Here is a 14,921-nt window from a genome sequence, read left to right as displayed (position 1 = left end):
GCTGCGTGTTCTCCTGTTCACGGGCTGAGGAAGCTTCGCACCACTGCCCTGGCCAGCCGCAGCACCGCGATGAGTGCCATCGGGCCCATGACGAGTCAAAGGGGTTTCACGTGACGTTCGGCGAATTTCTCTGGAGCCTACTGATCTTCTACTTCATCTTCTTCTACTTCCTGATCCTGTTCCGGATCCTGACGGATCTGTTCGGCGACGGCGAGACGAGCGGCTGGATCAAGACCGTGTGGATCCTCGCACTGCTCTTCCTGCCGTTCATCACGATGATCGTCTACCTGGTCGCCCGCGGTAAGAGCATGGCCGAGCGCACGATTGCCCGGCACGAGGCCAGGGCCGCGGATCAGCAGGAGTACATCCGCCGCGTGGCCGGCAGCAACGGCGGTGGCGGCGACCCGGCGGCGCAGATCGCCAAGGGTCAGGAGCTGCTCCAGTCCGGGGCGATCACCCAGCAGGAGTTCGACTCCCTCAAGGCCAAGGCGCTCGCCTGACGGGTACGCCGGGGCCTCATCCGCACGGCCTGCGCGCACCACCGACGGATCACCCCGTCGGTGGTGCGCGCCGGTCCGGGCCTCATTCGGTACGCAGCGCCGCGGCGGTGCTGGTGCGGGCCGCCCAGCCGGCCGGCAGGAGCGAGCCGAGTACGGCGATGAACAGCCCGCCGAGGCCGAACAGCACCAGCTCGGCCGGGTGGTAGACGTCGATGATCGCGGCGGGCAGGTTGAAGCCCGAGATGCGGCCCATGTCGCCGAGGACCAGCCGCTGCAACAGCACACCGAGCGGCATGCCGACGACGCCGCCGGCCAGCCCCGTGACGACCACAGACGCGATGACCATGGCGATGGTCTGCCGCGGTGACATGCCGAGCGCCTTGTGCACGCCGAGGTCGTGTACGCGTTCGCGGGTCTCCAGGACGACCATGTTCAGCACGCCGAGGGCCGCGACGATCAGGAGCAGCAGGGTGAGCAGGGTGGTGAGCGAGTTGATGATGATCAGTAGTTCGTCGGTGCCGGTCTCGACGACCGTCGCCTGCGCGCCCAGCGGCGACAGGACCGCGCCCAGCGCCTCGGCGTAGGCGACCGGGTCGGTGCCGGGCCGCAGGACGACGTTGTACTCCATCGCCTGAAGCTCCGGTTCGGCGGCGGCGAGGGTCTCCGCGGCGGTGAGCAGTTGCAGGCCGTCGTTCTCGGTGTTGAAGACCTCCCCGACGATCCGGACGGTGATCTGCTTGCCGTGGTCGGTCAGCACCACGGTGTCCCCGATGCCGGCGCCGATGGCGGTCAGGAACGGCGTCGACACGACGATCTCGCCGGGCCCACCGAACCAGGCGCCGTCGACCATCTGGTAGCCGTACGACGACTTGTCGCCGGTGAACGCGAGCGCCTCGACGCTGCCGGTGAGCCCGGCGGCGGTCACCTCGGTCTGCGCGAAGCCGCTGTAACCGGCGGTGCCGTCCGCGGCGGTGATCGCCGCGACCACCGCCGCCGGGTCGATCGCCGGCGGCGGACCGGGTTCCGCGCCCGGCCCGGGCTCCGCGCCCGGTGCGGCGCCGGGCGGCGGCGCGCTGATCTGGTGGTTGGGGTGGATCACGATGTCGCCGTGGTTCTCGGTGGCCTGTACCCGGTTCAGGGAGGCGCCCAGCCCGACGGAGAACGTCACGGCGGCGGCGCCGAACGCGATCGCCGCGACGATCGTGGCCGACCGCAGGGGCCGGGCGAAGGGGTGTGCCAGGCCGAGGGTCACCGGGCGGGGCAGCGGGATCCGCGCCGACAGCCGGGCCGCGGCCTGGCCGCGGCCGGGCGTCGGGGTGCGCCCGACGGCGAGCGCGTCGACCGTGCGCAGCCGGCCGGCCCGGGACGCGGCGGCCCAGGCGGTCGCGGCGACCAGGGCGAGCGCACCGGCGACCACCGCGAGGTCGACCCACGGCGCGACCCCCGAGTCGGAGGTGCCGTAGATCCTGTTCGTCTCGGCCAGCAGCGGGACGGTGAGCGCGTTGCCGGCGACGACGCCGAGCGCGGCGCCGGCCAGTGCCGGCACCAGCGCCTGCGCCAGGTACGCCCGCACGACCTGGTTCGGGGTGAACCCGAGCGCCTTGAGGATGCCGATCCGGCGGGTGCCGGTGCCGACCGCGCCGGCGATCACGTTGCCGACGATGAGCACGGCCATCACCACGCCCAGCACCCCGAACGCGACGAGGAACGGGACGAGCAGCGCGGTGTTGTTGGCGCTCTCCGCCCGGGTGGTGAGCCAGGAGCGCGCCGCGGTCAGCGCACCGGCGGGCAGGGCCGCCTGCACCGCGGCGCGGCCCGCCTCGACCTGCGCGGCGCTGTCGGCCGCGGCGAGGCGGTAGAGCATCTGGTAGCCGCCGGCGGCGCCGGATCCGGTCAGCGCCGCGATCTGCTCCGGCACCACCCAGCCGTCGGCGGTCACGCTGACCGACCGGGCGACGCCCACGATGGTCAGGGCCGGGCTGCCGGGCAGGTCCGGCATCCGCCATTGCCGGCCGAGCAGCCGCATACCCCCGACGGGCCGGTCGCCGCCGGCGATCACGAGCTCGCCGGGCCCGGTCGCCCACCGCCCCTCGACCAGGGTGACCGCGTCGACGGCGCCGCCGGGTTCGGCCCGCCCGACCACCGTTGCCGGCGGGAAGGGCCGGTCGTGGTTGTCGACCGGGTTGATCACCGCGGTCGGGAACGGGCCGGCCGCGGCGGCGACCCCGGCGACGTGCGCGGACGCCGCGAGCTGCGCCTCGGTGGCCGCGCCCGCGTCGAACTGCGCGGTCAGGTGCGCGCCGCGCTGCTGGGCGAAGGCCCGGTCGAACGGCTCGTTGGAGGCAACCAGCAGCGACCCGCCGAGCACGGCCGAGGCCACCGCGATCATCACGACCAGGCCGATCACCACCGTCTGCACCCGGCGGCGGCCCACCCCGGAGCGGACGACCCGGCCGAGTGCGCTCATCGCCGGGCCGCCAAGGTGGTGTCGGCGGCGATCCGGCCGTCGACGAGCTGGACGGTGCGGGTCGCGCAGGACTCGGCAAGGGCCAGGTCGTGGGTGACCAGGACGATGGTCTGGCCGTCGGCGTGCAGCTCGTTGAGCAGCTGCCGGACGTCGTCGCCGGCGGCGGTGTCCAGTGCGCCGGTCGGCTCGTCGGCCAGCAGCAGCGCCGGGCGGTTCATCAGGGCCCGGGCCACCGCGACCCGCTGCCGCTCGCCGCCGGAGAGCCGCCCGGGGTACGCGGCGGAGTGCCGGTCCACGCCGAGCGTGCCGAGCAGTTCGGCCGCACGGCGCTGGGCGTCGGCGCGCGTCATCCCGGACAGCTGCGCCGGCAGCATGACGTTGTCGGCGACGGTCAGGTCGTCGAGGAGGTTGAAGAACTGGAACACCATGCCGATCCTGGCCCGCCGGTACCGTGCCGAGCCGGCCTCGCCGAGCTTGTCGACGCGGACCCCGTCGACCGTGACGGTGCCGGCGGTCGGCCGGTCCAGGCCGGCGATCAGGTTCAGCAGGGTCGACTTGCCGCTGCCGGACGGCCCGAGGATCGCGACCGCCTCGCCGGCCGAGACGCTCAGCGACACGTCCCGCAGGGCCGGCGGCCCCTCGTCGTACTTTCGGGTCACGTCGTGCAGCTCGATCACCGGCATGATGCTCTCCTCGGGTCCGTCCGCTTCCTGGCGGCCCCGACGCTAGGTCCGTTCGCGATCCGGACGCGTCGGCCCTCCGGGGCATCTTCGGTACGGCGCGGTGATGAGCGGGACCGGCGTCATCCTCGCGATGTAGGCGAGCGAGGTATCCGGGACGATCTCGGGAGCGATTCCGCCGGCCGGGGCCGGCGGCGACAATGGGCCGGTGATGAAGATGGCGCCGGCCGAGCGGCTGCGGGCCGCCGCCCGGCGGCTGCTGCAACCGTCCGGCACGCTGCCGCGACAGTCGTGGCGCGGCTGGGCCTTCGACGTGATCCTGGCGCTCTCCCTCGCGCTGGCCGCGATCGCGGCGGGCGGCGGCGACGTGCCCGACCGTCGCCCGGAACCCGTGATCATCTACGACCCGGCATACCCGCCGCCGATGCCGCCCATACCGGGGCGTGAGCTCTTCCTGCCGATCGAGGAGCAGCAGAGCGGCTGGGGATTCGTGATGCTCCTGGTCGTGCTCCCACTGGTGTTCCGGCGCCGGTACCCGCTCGCGGTGCTCTGGGCCGTAATGATCATGGCGCCGATGGTGGCCGACTACCACGCCGCGCTGCGGCTCTCCTTCTACGCCTGCGTCATCGCCGCGTTCACGGCGGCGGTGCACAGCCCCTACCGGGTGCCGGCGCTGGCGAGCCTGCCGGTGGCGGCGCTGCTCTACAGCGGGCTGCAGGAGGAGGCGGTGCCGACCGTCTCGGCCGACGTCGTCCCGTTCCTGATCCTGCTGCCGATCCTGGTGGCGGCCGACGGGCTCCGCCGCTGGAAGCGGCACGCCGACGAGGGCCGGGAGCGTCTCTCCGCGCTGGAACGCGAACAGGGCGAGGCGCTGCGCCGCGCCACCGAGCACGAGCGCGCCCGGATCGCCCGCGAGCTGCACGACGTGGTGACGCACAACGTCAGCGTGATGGTCATCCAGGCCGGCGCCGCGCGCAAGGTCATGGACGCCACCCCCGAGCAGGCCCGCGAGGCGCTGCTCGCGGTCGAGGCCGGCGGCCGGGCGGCGATGGCCGAGCTGCGCCACGTCATGGGCCTGCTCACCATGGACAGCGACGGCCCGGACCCGGCCGGCGCGGCCGGGCTCGCGCCGCAGCCGGGCCTGGACCGGCTGGACGAACTCGTCGAACGGGTGCGCGACAGCGGGGTGCCGGTCGAGCTGACCATGTCGGGCCAGGCGCGCCCGGTGCCGTCCGGCGTCGAGCTGGCCGCCTACCGGGTGGTGCAGGAGGCGCTGACAAACACCGTCAAGCACGCGGCGGGCGCGACCGCGTCGGTGGCCGTCGAGTACGGCGCCGACCGGCTGCGGGTGCTGGTCACCGACACCGGCGGCGCGCCGCGCACGCCGGTCGCCGCCGGCGCCGGGCGCGGCCTGATCGGACTGCGGGAACGGCTGGCCGTTTACGGTGGAACCCTGCAAGCCGGGCGACGCCCCGGCGGCGGCTACCGCGTCGACGCGCAGATCCCGCTGGAGGCTCCGTGACCGTACCGCTGCGTGTCGTCCTCGCCGACGACCAGGCGCTGGTCCGCGCCGGCTTCCGGATGATCCTGACCGCCGACGGCATCGACGTCGTCGGCGAGGCGGCCAACGGCGCCGAGGCCGTCGACGCGGTCCGGCGTACCCGGCCCGACGTGGTGCTGATGGACATCCGGATGCCGGAGCTGGACGGGCTGGAGGCGACGCGGCGCATCCTCGCCGACGCCGGCGCCGGGCCGCGGGTGATCATGCTGACGACGTTCGACCTCGACGAGTACGTCTACGCGGCGCTGACCGCCGGGGCCAGCGGCTTCCTGCTCAAGGACGTCACGCCCGAGCACCTGGTCGCCGCGGTCCGGCTGGTCCGCTCCGGCGACGCGCTGCTGGCGCCGGCCATCACCCGCCGGCTCGTCGAGCGGTTCGCGCGCCGCGACAGCGCGCCGGCGGCGGCGCACCGCGACCTGGCCGCGCTGACCCCGCGCGAACTCGAGGTGCTGTGCCTGCTGGCGCAGGGCCTGAGCAACGCCGAGCTCGCCGGGCGCCTGCACCTGTCCGAGGCGACGGTCAAGACCCACGTCGCCCGCATCCTCGCCAAGCTCGGGCTCCGCGACCGGGTGCAGGCCGTCGTCGTCGCGTACCGGAGCGGACTGGTCAGCCCGACGGCGCCGGGGTGAAGGGCCGGCGACAATTCCGATTCGCCTGCCGGGATGACGGTTATGCCCGATCATGGGCATCACGGGTGGTTCGAGACGCCCGTGGTCGTGACGCCGCATGCCACCAGGAGCCGTTGATGATGGAAGTCAGCTATGCCCCGACGCCTGACGTGGATCTGTCGGTCTACGTGCTGGCCGCCGTCGACGAGCATCTGGCGACCTTCCAGCGGATCCGGGAACTGCTGCGCGCCGGCTGCACCATCGACGCGGGCGAGCGCCGGGCGCTCGCCGTCGACAGCGTCGCCGTCGCCGCCCGGTACGCGGCGACGATGGGCAAGGCGCTGGACCCGGCGGCGGACCGGTACGCCGAGCCCGCGGCCGGCCAGCTCCGACGGGTGGAGTCCGCCGGCGCGGCATGAGCCGGGCGGGTGCCCGGATGTCACCAAGATGGACTTAGGGTGCCTCCACGTTGGAATCCGCCGTTGCCGCCGCATTTCAATGGGTGGGAAATGATCTGTCCACGATGGTCGCCGCCCATCGCGTAGCCCGTTCTTGCCCATGGCGTGGCGGGGACGGTCCGACCTTTCCTGAGGCTTCGTTCGGGTGCTGTGAAAAGCCTGTACCAACGGTGGATGGGCGCATGGCCCGATCGCCCGCGAAATCATGAATTCTGGGTTGCTGATCACTCTTAGTTGATCATCTGGGCGATGAAGTTGATCTCTACGCGCTCGCTCGACCGTGATCCACTGCGCCGCGTGATGTATGCGGAGCGTGTCTGGTTTATTACGTCCTCATTAAGATCACTTAAGGATAAACCCATGTCAGGGCGCCTTAACAAGTAAGTGACTAATGTAGACAGACGTAAAAACAGTGTCGGGATATCGATGGGCCTAGCACTCCAAGATGGACTGGTCAACGGCAGAATCGGGTCAGTCTCGGGACATCGAATGTGCTCGCGATGGTTGCTACCGTCCATCGTGGCTTCACCACGGGCCACCTTCGGGGATCTCACTGTGTCCAAATTCAACATCGACACACAGTGGTGATCCTTCCCCGCTCTGGAGGTCTTGGATGGTCCCCAATCTTCCCGTACGCCGTCGTGGATCGACGCGCCTGACTCTCATCGCGGCCGGTGTCGTGATGGTTCTGCTCGGCACCGCGAACCCCACCGTCGCGCAGGCGGCCGGCCCGCTCGCCCGGCCCGGCGCCCAGCCCCCAAACGTTCCCGGGCTCGCGCAGGTCGCGCGCCCCACCGAGAAGCGCCCCGGCCCGCTGCCGAAGCGCACCGGCAGCGTCAAGGTCGTCAAACCGGCGAAGCCGGTCGGCGCCGCGCCGAAGGCCGGTGCCGCGGCGGCCGCCGTGGCCGGACTCAACGACCAGGTCGCCCTGCGCGCACTGGTCATCGGCACCGACACCAACGACTTCGGCGTCGCCACCTGGAAGGCCACCCTGGATCGGGTCGGCGTGGCGTACGACGTGCTCTACAGCGCGACCACGCCCGTCACCACGAGCACGTTCGTGCGCCCCGACGGCGTCGGCCGCTACAACGCCGTCCTGCTCACCAACAGCATGCTGGTCTACGAGTCCGGCGGCAGCTACCTCGTCGGCCTCGACCCGGCCGAGTGGAACATCGTCTGGGCGTACGAGCGTAACTTCGGCGTCCGCCAGGCCGCCCTCTACACCAGCTACGGCACCTGGCCCGAGAACTACTGCCTGACCTCCGCCGGCGAGACCGGCGTCGGCAGCACGCCGATCAACCTCTCGCTCACCCCGACCGGCGCGGGCGTGTTCGACTACCTGAAGAGCACCGCACAGATCCCGCTGGTGCAGTCGTACGTCTACCGCACCGCGATCACCCCGGGCTGTGGCGCCGAGGCGACCCTGACCGAGGGCGGCAGCGTGCTCGGCGTGCGCACGACCTCCACCGACGGCCGGGAGCGGCTCGCGCTGACGTTCACCTCGAACCAGTACCTGCTCCACTCCGACCTGCTGGTCTACGGCATGGTCCGGTGGGCGACAAAGGGCATGTTCCTCGGCGAGCAGCGGCACCACCTGAACGTCGACGTCGACGACTGGTTCAACACCTCGGACCACTACTACCCGGACGGCCACGTCGAGTACTCGCCCGGCTGGCAGGTCAGCGGCCACGACGCGGTCAACCTCGACAACCAGCAGGTCGCCCTGCGCGCGGCACACCCGCAGGCCGCCGGCTTCAAGCTCAACCTGGCGTTCAACGGCGCCGACATCGACCCGTTCGCGGGCAGCGCCTGCGCACCGAACGGCGGGCCGACCGAGCTGACCGCGACCACCAAGTGCCTCAAGTCGAACTTCCGGTGGGTCAACCACACGCTGAACCACCCCGAGCTGAACAACACCAACTACGCCACCTCCTACTCCGAGATCAACGGCAACCGGGTCGCGGGCACCTCGATCGGCCTGAGCACCCCCGACACCGTGCTGAAGACCCCGGAGTACTCCGGCCTCGGCGTCTACAACCCGAACCCGGAGGACGACACCAGTCCTCCGGTCGACCACGGCCTCGAAGGCTCCAACCCGCAGCTGCTCCAGGCCGCCAAGGACCTGGGCGTGAAGTACCTGCACGGCAACATGTCGTTCGCCAGCCACGTGCCGGCGCACCTCAACGCCGCCAAGGTGCACCCGCTGGAGTCGAGCATCTCAGTGGTGCCGGACTGGCCGACGAACATCGCCTACTTCTGCACCACGCCGCAGGAGGAGACCGCGTTCTACAACTCCTTCTACGGGCCGAGCGGCCGGTTCCCGTACTGGCCGGCGAACCTGACCTACGAGCAGATCATCGACTACGAGGCCGGTGTCGCGCTCCAGCACGTGTCCACCGGCTCGATCTACTCGCACACGTTCCACATCGCCAACACGCGTGACTACGGCTCCGGCCGGACGCTGTTGACGGACTGGATCGGCTCCGTGATGACCAAGTACGAGGGCTACTACTCCGTACCGCTGATCAACCTGGAGTGGCCGGCCCTCGCGGCGTACACGACGGTCCGTAACGCGCACTTCGCGCAGCTCGGCGCCGGCGTCGACCCCGTGTACGACCGGTCGACCGGCACCGTGACGGTCACCTCGCCGGCCGCCGGCACCGTGCAGATCAGCGGCGTGAACGGCACCGGATCCAGCACCTACGGCACCGACGTCACGACCCCGCTCGTCCTGGTGGCGAACACGGCCGCGACGGTCACCGCAGTCCCGCGCCTGTGACAAGTACAACCCGGTAAAGGGGGCCCGGTGAAGATCACGCTGGTGTCGGAGGGCACCTACCCGTACGCGATGGGTGGTGTCAGCGTCTGGTGCGAGCAGCTCATCAAGGGCATGCCCGACTACCGCTGGGACGTCGTCGCGCTCACCGTCGACGGCGCCGAGCGAGCGGTCTTCCCGGCCCCCACCAACCTCGACAAGGTCCACTCGATCCCGCTCTGGGGTGCGCGGCCGCCCGGCCGCGCACTCCGGCGCGGGCCGGGACACCGGCCCGGCGCCTCGTTCAACGAGTCGTACGAGGTCTTCGTCCGGGCCCTCGTGACACCCATGGAGGCGACCCGCTCCGAACAGAGCGCGGTCAGCCGCAGCATGTTCCTGCTCGCCCTGCGCGGCATGTTCGAGTACGCCAGCGACGGCGGCGACCTGAGCGCGGCGCTGCTGTCCAACCAGGCGCTCACGATGATGCTCGACGCCTGGCGGGACCTGCGCGTCGACGAGATGGGGCCGGCGCCGACGGTCGCCGACGCGGTCGAGGCGGCCTGGCTCATCGAGCACATGCTGCGGCCGCTGAGCGCCGCCCCGGTCAAGGCCGACATCGTGCACGCCTCGATGAACGGGCTCGCCACGCTCGTCGGCATGACCTCGAAGTGGAAGCACGGCACCCCGCTGGTCATGTCGGAGCACGGCATCTACCTGCGGGAGCGCTACATCGCCAACCTGCACGACGACGCGTCGCACCCGGTCCGGGTGCTGGTGCTCAGCTTCTTCCGGTCGCTGGCCGGCGCGGCTTACCTGATCACCGACGTGCTCGCGCCGCACTCGATGTACAACCGGCGCTGGCAACTGCACAACGGCGCCGACCCGGACCGGATGTGGACCATGTACAACGGCGTCGAGCCGAAGGAGTTCCCGGCCGCCACCTCCGAGCCGCAGCTGCCGACGATCTCCTACATGGGCCGGGTCGACCCGCTCAAGGACCTGCACACCCTGATCCGCGCGTTCGCCCTGGTCCGGGCCGAGATCCCCGAGGCGCGCCTGCGCATCTTCGGCGGCACGCCGGCGGTCAACCGGATCTACCACGAGAGCTGCGAGCGGTTGATCGAGGAGCTCGGCCTGACCGGCGCCGCCATCCTGGAGGGGCGGATCGGCAACGCCGTCGACGCGTACCACGCGGGCAGCATCGTCGCGCTCACCAGCATCTCCGAGGGCTTCCCCTACACGGTCGTCGAGGCGATGGCCTGCGGGCGCCCGACCGTCTGCACCAACGTCGGCGGGGTGGCCGAGGCCGTCGGCGACACCGGCATCGTCGTGCCGCCCCGTGACTACGTCGCGGTGGCGGAGGCGTGCGTCAAGCTGCTGCGCGACAACGAGCTGCGGCACCGCCTCGGCATCATGGCCCGGGCCCGGGTGCTCGAGCACTTCACCCTGCGGCGCTCGCTGAAGATGTACCGCAACGTCTACGAGTCGCTGGCCACGCCGATCCGGCCGGCCACCCCGCCGCGGCACCTGAACGGCCGGGCGCAGGGCCGGGTCTCGGTACCCGGCCAGCGCGTCGCCGAAGTGCCGCAGCTTCAGCTGGACGGTGAGGCGCGGTGAGCCTGGACAGCGGCCTCGAGAGCGGTGTCGACAGCGGCCTCGATCCGGACAGTGACCTGGTCGGCGCGGGCACCACGCCGACCGCGACGGCCACCGCGCCGGACGAGCACACCGTCCTGCTGCCCAGGATCTCCACCGACCCGCTCGACGACCTGGTGGCGCGGGTGCGCCCGATGCTCGGCCAGGCGGTCGACTCCCTGCACGTGGCCGCCGCCCTCGAGGCCGACGGCCTCACCGACCGGGGCGCCCGCGTCGAGTACGGCTACCACGACGTATTCGCCCTGTCCACCGAGGTGTACCGTCGCCTCGGCCCGCGCCTGCCGCGGCAGCGCGACGTGGCGACCCGCGGCGCCGGCTCGTGGCGCGAGAGCCTGCGGCTGATCAGCCACGGCCCGCTGTACGTGCTGCCCTGCACCGCGTTCCCGGCCGTGCTGGCGATCGTCGGGCGGCGCTCGCTGGTGCTCGGCCTGGTCTTCGCGGGCATCCTCGGCTGGGTGTACGCCGGCGTCGCCTCGCACGCGGCTTACCGGATGCTGGGTTTCGGCCGGCCGCGCTCCGCCGGCCGGATCCTGATCGTCGCGACCGTGACCGTCCCGGTCGTCGGCGCGGCCGCCGGCGCCGGCCTGGTCTGGCTCACCGGCGGCGGGGTCGCGCTGGTCGCGATGATCACCTGTCAGGTCGCCTACCAGCTCACCAGCACGGTCATGGTCTTCTACCGCCGCGAGCTGTGGCTGGCGCTGGTCATGACGCCGGCCTTCCTGATCGGCGTGGCCTACCTGATCCTCGGCGCGGGGCTGCGGCCCTGGTCGGCCGCGGTGGCGGCCGGTTGCGTGGTGGCCGGGTTCGTGTTCGCGGTGGTGATCGCCGTCCGCCGCGCCGGCGCCGTTGACACGGTCGAGCCCCCGCTGCGCGACTCGCTGCGGCCGGAGGTGCCGGCGCTGTGGGCCGTCGGCGCGTACGGGTTGTGCTCGGCGGTGCTGCTGCTGCACGCCGAGGCGCCCTACCTGATGGGCCGGCTCGACGTGGCGATCGCCGCCGCGCCGCTGCTGCTGACCATGGGATTCATCGAGTGGCGGGCCGAGCGGTTCCGGCCGCAGGTGGTCACGCTGCTGCGCCGGGTCGAGCGCCCCCGGGAGTTCGTCCGCGGCGTCTGGCGGCTGCTGGCCCGCGAGACGGCGGTCTGCCTGCTCGCCCCCGCGGTACCGGCGGCGGCGATGCTGGCCGGGCTGTACTACCTGGACCTGCTCTCGGCCGCCGGCGTCGTGATGACCGCCGCGCACGTCGCGCTCGGCGGCGCCTACCTGCTCGCCTTCCAGCTCGCCGGCCGCGACCGGTTCGGCTGGCTCTGCTGGACGATGCTGGCCGCGATCCTGCTGCACGTCGTCGTCGGCGGCCTGCTCGGCGTCGCGCCGCTGCTGGGCCAGTCCGGTTCCGCGCTTGTGGACACCGCGCTCTACCTGGGCAGCGTGCTGCTGCTCCAGGCGCTTTTCGTGCTCGGACTGGCCCCGATTCTCGGCCAGGCCGTGCGCTACCGGTAGTTCCGAACTTGGGGGAGGCAGGTCAGCGATGCACGCAGTGATCCTTGCCGGCGGCAAAGGCGTCCGGTTGCGGCCGTACACGACGGCGTTGCCCAAGCCGCTGATGCCGATCGGGGACAACCATTCGATCCTGCAGATCGTGCTTGATCAGCTCGCGTCGTTCGGCTTCACGTCCGTGACACTGGCGATCAACCACCTCGGGCCGCTGATACGCGCGTTCGTCGGCGACGGCGCCCGCTGGGGCCTGCGCATCGACTACGTCGAGGAGAACGTGCCGCTCTCGACGATCGGGCCGCTGTTCGGGCTCAAGAACACGCTGCCCGACGAGTTCCTGGTGATGAACGGCGACATCCTGACCGACCTCAACTACGCCGACCTGCTCGCCGCGCACACCCTCGGCGGCGCCGCGCTGACGGTGGCCACCGCCGCGCAGGAGCACCGCATCGATTTCGGCGTCCTCGACGTCGAGGAGGGCCGCATCGTCGGTTTCCGCGAGAAGCCCGTGCTGAGCTACCCGGTCAGCATGGGCGTGTACGGCATGTCCCGCAAGGCGCTCGCGCCGTACCCGCCCGGCCTGCCGTTCGGCTTCGACCAGCTGGTGCTGGACCTGCTTGACCGCGGCGACAACCCGGCGACCTACCCGTTCGACGGCTTCTGGCTCGACATCGGCCGGCCCGAGGACTACGACGAGGCCAACCGCACCTGCGCCAGCCTGCTGCCGATCCTGCTGCCCCAGCGCTCCCGGGAGCCGGTATGAGCGAAGCTCCGGGCCGGCGGGTCGTGCTGTTCGGTGCCTCCGGGTTCATCGGCGGACACGTGCGTGCCGCGCTGGAGGCGGATACCCAGATCGACGCGGTGATCTGCCCCGGCCGCCGCGACCACGACCTGATCGACGGCGACCACCGGGGTCTGGTCCAGCTCATCGGCGAGCACCGGCCCACCGCGATCGTCTGCTGCGTCGGCCGCCTCGGCGGCACCGACTCGGAGCTGATCCGGGGCAACACCCTGGTCGCGACGACGCTGCTGGAGGCGGTGGCCGCGGCCGGTCCCGGCCTGCGGCTGGTGCGGCTCGGCTCCGCGGGGGAGTACGGCATCGTCGCCGACGGGCACGCCGTCACCGAGGAGGACCCGGCCACGCCGGTCGCCGCGTACGGCGTCAGCCACCTGGCCGGCACCCGCCTGTTCCAGCTCGCCGGCGACAACGGCCTTGCCGACACCGTGTCGCTGCGGGTGTTCAACCCGATCGGCCCGGGGATGTCGCAGGAGAACATGCTGGGCCGCGCCGCCGACCGGATCCGTTCGGCGCTGGCCACCGGCGCGGACGAGATCACCATGGGCCCGCTCTCGGCGTACCGGGACTTCGTCGACGTCCGCGACCTCGCGGAGATCGTCCCGGCGGTGCTCCGGCAGCCGCGGCTGCGCCACCGGGTCTTCAACGTCGGCAGCGGCCGCGCGGTCCGCTCGCGCCAGGCGGTGCGGCTGCTCGCCGAGACCGCCGGCTATCACGGCGAGATCCGCGAGCAGGGTGCCGGGCCGCGGCGCTCGGCCGCGGTGGACTGGATCGAGGCCGACGTCGGCCGGGCCCGCGCGGAGCTGGGCTGGGCGCCGAGCCGGGACCTGGCCACCTCCATCAAGGACATCTGGGCGGCGGGTGAGGCCGGATGAGGAACCGGCGGCGCGGGATGGTCCTCGCGGGCCTGCTCGCGGTGGCGCTGCTGGCGGTCGGCGCGGTCCTGGTGATCCGCGCCGGCACCGGCCGCGCGCCGACGGCGACCGGCACCGTGGCGCCACCGGCGTCCACGCCGCCGGTGTCCGCGCCGTCCGTCTCCGCACCGCCGTCCTCGGCGCCGGTGGTCTCCGGCGGCACGCTGCCGTTGCCGTCGGGGTCCGCCGCCGCGCCGGCGCCGGGCCGGATCTCCAGCTGGGCGTACCAGCTCCAGGAGTACCCCGACGGCCGGCTCGATCAGCTGGCCTCCGGGCCCTACCAGCTCGCGGTGGTCGACCTGGCCCGCGACGCGCACGCCGACTACTTCCGCGCCGACGAGATCCGCAAGGTGCGCGGCACCGGCAAGCGGGTCCTCGCGTACTTCGAGATCGGCAGCATCGAGGAGTTCCGGCCGGAGTATCCGGTGCTGCGCCGGGACGCGGGCGACCTGATCGCCAACGAGTGGGGCGACTGGCCGGGCGAGTACTTCGTGCGCTACTGGGACGAGCGCTGGTGGGAGCGGGTGATCCGGGGCCGCGTCGACCAGGCGCTCAAGGCCGGCTTCGACGGGGTCTACCTCGACACCCCGCTCGCCTACGAACAGATCGACACGCGGTACGCACAGGGCCGCGACCGCGCGGCGCTGGGCGCCGACATGGCCGCGCTCATCGCCCGGATCAGCGCGTACGCCAAGGCGCGCCGCCCGGGTTTCCTCATCGTCCCGCAGAACTCGCCGGAGCTGCGCCGCTTCGGCGGCTACACCAAGGCGATCGACGGCATCGCGATGGAGGAGCTGTTCTTCCTCGCCACCGACGAGCCGTGCACCGAGGACTTCTGCGCGGAGAACCTCGCCGACACCCGGGCCCTGCGCGACGCGGGCAAGTTCGTGCTCAGCGTCGACTACGCCACCCGGCCCGCCGACATCCGCTCGGCCTGCGGCCGGTACCGCAGCGAGCGCTTCGCCGGCACGGTCACCGTGCTGGAGCTGGACCGTCTCACCCCGCCCTGCGCCTGAGCGGCGGGACGCGCACC

12 protein-coding genes are annotated in these 14,921 nt (G+C 72.1%); 10 read left to right on the top strand and 2 right to left on the bottom strand.

Annotation, left to right across the window (positions count from 1 at the left end):
* Positions 1-110 precede the first annotated feature (110 nt).
* Entirely contained in the window at positions 111-500 is a 390-nt protein-coding gene (locus tag BJ971_RS22430; RefSeq protein ID WP_184995197.1) for an SHOCT domain-containing protein, read from the top strand.
* A gap of 82 nt (positions 501-582) precedes the next feature.
* Here BJ971_RS22430 and BJ971_RS22425 read toward each other — a convergent pair whose 3' ends face one another.
* On the bottom strand, positions 583-2,967 hold the full coding sequence (locus BJ971_RS22425) for an ABC transporter permease (protein WP_184995196.1): 2,385 nt from the start codon (positions 2,965-2,967) through the stop codon (positions 583-585).
* Positions 2,964-3,650, bottom strand: a complete 687-nt coding sequence (locus BJ971_RS22420; RefSeq protein ID WP_184995195.1) for an ABC transporter ATP-binding protein — start codon at positions 3,648-3,650, stop codon at positions 2,964-2,966. Before BJ971_RS22420 ends, BJ971_RS22425 begins: the two co-directional genes overlap by 4 nt.
* 208 nt (positions 3,651-3,858) lie before the next feature.
* Here BJ971_RS22420 and BJ971_RS22415 point away from each other — a divergent pair, with 208 nt between their 5' ends.
* From BJ971_RS22415 to BJ971_RS22375, 9 genes are all read left to right on the top strand, one after another.
* The gene (locus BJ971_RS22415; protein WP_184999036.1) at positions 3,859-5,169 is read left to right on the top strand and encodes a sensor histidine kinase; all 1,311 of its coding nucleotides are present in this window, start codon (positions 3,859-3,861) and stop codon (positions 5,167-5,169) included.
* Complete coding sequence (locus BJ971_RS22410; protein WP_184995194.1) at positions 5,166-5,837, top strand: response regulator; 672 nt, start codon at positions 5,166-5,168, stop codon at positions 5,835-5,837. The genes BJ971_RS22415 and BJ971_RS22410 overlap by 4 nt, the downstream gene beginning before the upstream one ends.
* 116 nt (positions 5,838-5,953) lie before the next feature.
* Complete coding sequence (locus tag BJ971_RS22405; protein WP_184995193.1) at positions 5,954-6,235, top strand: hypothetical protein; 282 nt, start codon at positions 5,954-5,956, stop codon at positions 6,233-6,235.
* A gap of 652 nt (positions 6,236-6,887) precedes the next feature.
* Complete coding sequence (locus BJ971_RS22400) at positions 6,888-9,053, top strand: Agd3-related carbohydrate-binding protein (RefSeq protein WP_184995192.1); 2,166 nt, start codon at positions 6,888-6,890, stop codon at positions 9,051-9,053.
* Positions 9,054-9,080: 27 nt separating this feature from the next.
* Positions 9,081-10,646 carry a GT4 family glycosyltransferase PelF gene (gene pelF / locus BJ971_RS22395; protein WP_184995191.1) on the top strand — a complete coding sequence of 522 codons (1,566 nt, stop codon included), beginning with the start codon at positions 9,081-9,083 and terminating at the stop codon, positions 10,644-10,646.
* On the top strand, positions 10,643-12,184 hold the full coding sequence (locus BJ971_RS22390) for a hypothetical protein (RefSeq protein WP_184995190.1): 1,542 nt from the start codon (positions 10,643-10,645) through the stop codon (positions 12,182-12,184). Before pelF ends, BJ971_RS22390 begins: the two co-directional genes overlap by 4 nt.
* A gap of 28 nt (positions 12,185-12,212) precedes the next feature.
* Positions 12,213-12,941: a sugar phosphate nucleotidyltransferase gene (locus BJ971_RS22385; RefSeq protein ID WP_184995189.1), complete on the top strand. Its 729-nt coding sequence runs from the start codon at positions 12,213-12,215 to the stop codon at positions 12,939-12,941.
* Positions 12,938-13,849: an NAD-dependent epimerase/dehydratase family protein gene (locus BJ971_RS22380; protein WP_184995188.1), complete on the top strand. Its 912-nt coding sequence runs from the start codon at positions 12,938-12,940 to the stop codon at positions 13,847-13,849. Before BJ971_RS22385 ends, BJ971_RS22380 begins: the two co-directional genes overlap by 4 nt.
* Positions 13,846-14,904 (top strand): endo alpha-1,4 polygalactosaminidase, encoded by a 1,059-nt coding sequence (locus tag BJ971_RS22375; RefSeq protein WP_239087418.1) that lies wholly within the window; start codon positions 13,846-13,848, stop codon positions 14,902-14,904. Before BJ971_RS22380 ends, BJ971_RS22375 begins: the two co-directional genes overlap by 4 nt.
* The last annotated feature ends 17 nt before the right edge of the window (positions 14,905-14,921 follow it).

The organism is Amorphoplanes digitatis (assembly GCF_014205335.1).
GTDB classification, from domain to species: domain Bacteria; phylum Actinomycetota; class Actinomycetes; order Mycobacteriales; family Micromonosporaceae; genus Actinoplanes; species Actinoplanes digitatus.
This window is presented reverse-complemented; position numbering and strand designations above follow the sequence as displayed.

Coding starts and splice junctions, on each gene's coding strand:
- BJ971_RS22400 (WP_184995192.1), top strand. CDS start 6,888: ATGGTCCCCAATCTTCCCGTACGCCGTCGTGGATCGACGCGCCTGACT.
- BJ971_RS22420 (WP_184995195.1), bottom strand. CDS start 3,650: ATGCCGGTGATCGAGCTGCACGACGTGACCCGAAAGTACGACGAGGGG.
- BJ971_RS22415 (WP_184999036.1), top strand. CDS start 3,859: ATGAAGATGGCGCCGGCCGAGCGGCTGCGGGCCGCCGCCCGGCGGCTG.
- BJ971_RS22385 (WP_184995189.1), top strand. CDS start 12,213: ATGCACGCAGTGATCCTTGCCGGCGGCAAAGGCGTCCGGTTGCGGCCG.
- BJ971_RS22425 (WP_184995196.1), bottom strand. CDS start 2,967: ATGAGCGCACTCGGCCGGGTCGTCCGCTCCGGGGTGGGCCGCCGCCGG.
- BJ971_RS22375 (WP_239087418.1), top strand. CDS start 13,846: ATGAGGAACCGGCGGCGCGGGATGGTCCTCGCGGGCCTGCTCGCGGTG.
- BJ971_RS22405 (WP_184995193.1), top strand. CDS start 5,954: ATGATGGAAGTCAGCTATGCCCCGACGCCTGACGTGGATCTGTCGGTC.
- BJ971_RS22380 (WP_184995188.1), top strand. CDS start 12,938: ATGAGCGAAGCTCCGGGCCGGCGGGTCGTGCTGTTCGGTGCCTCCGGG.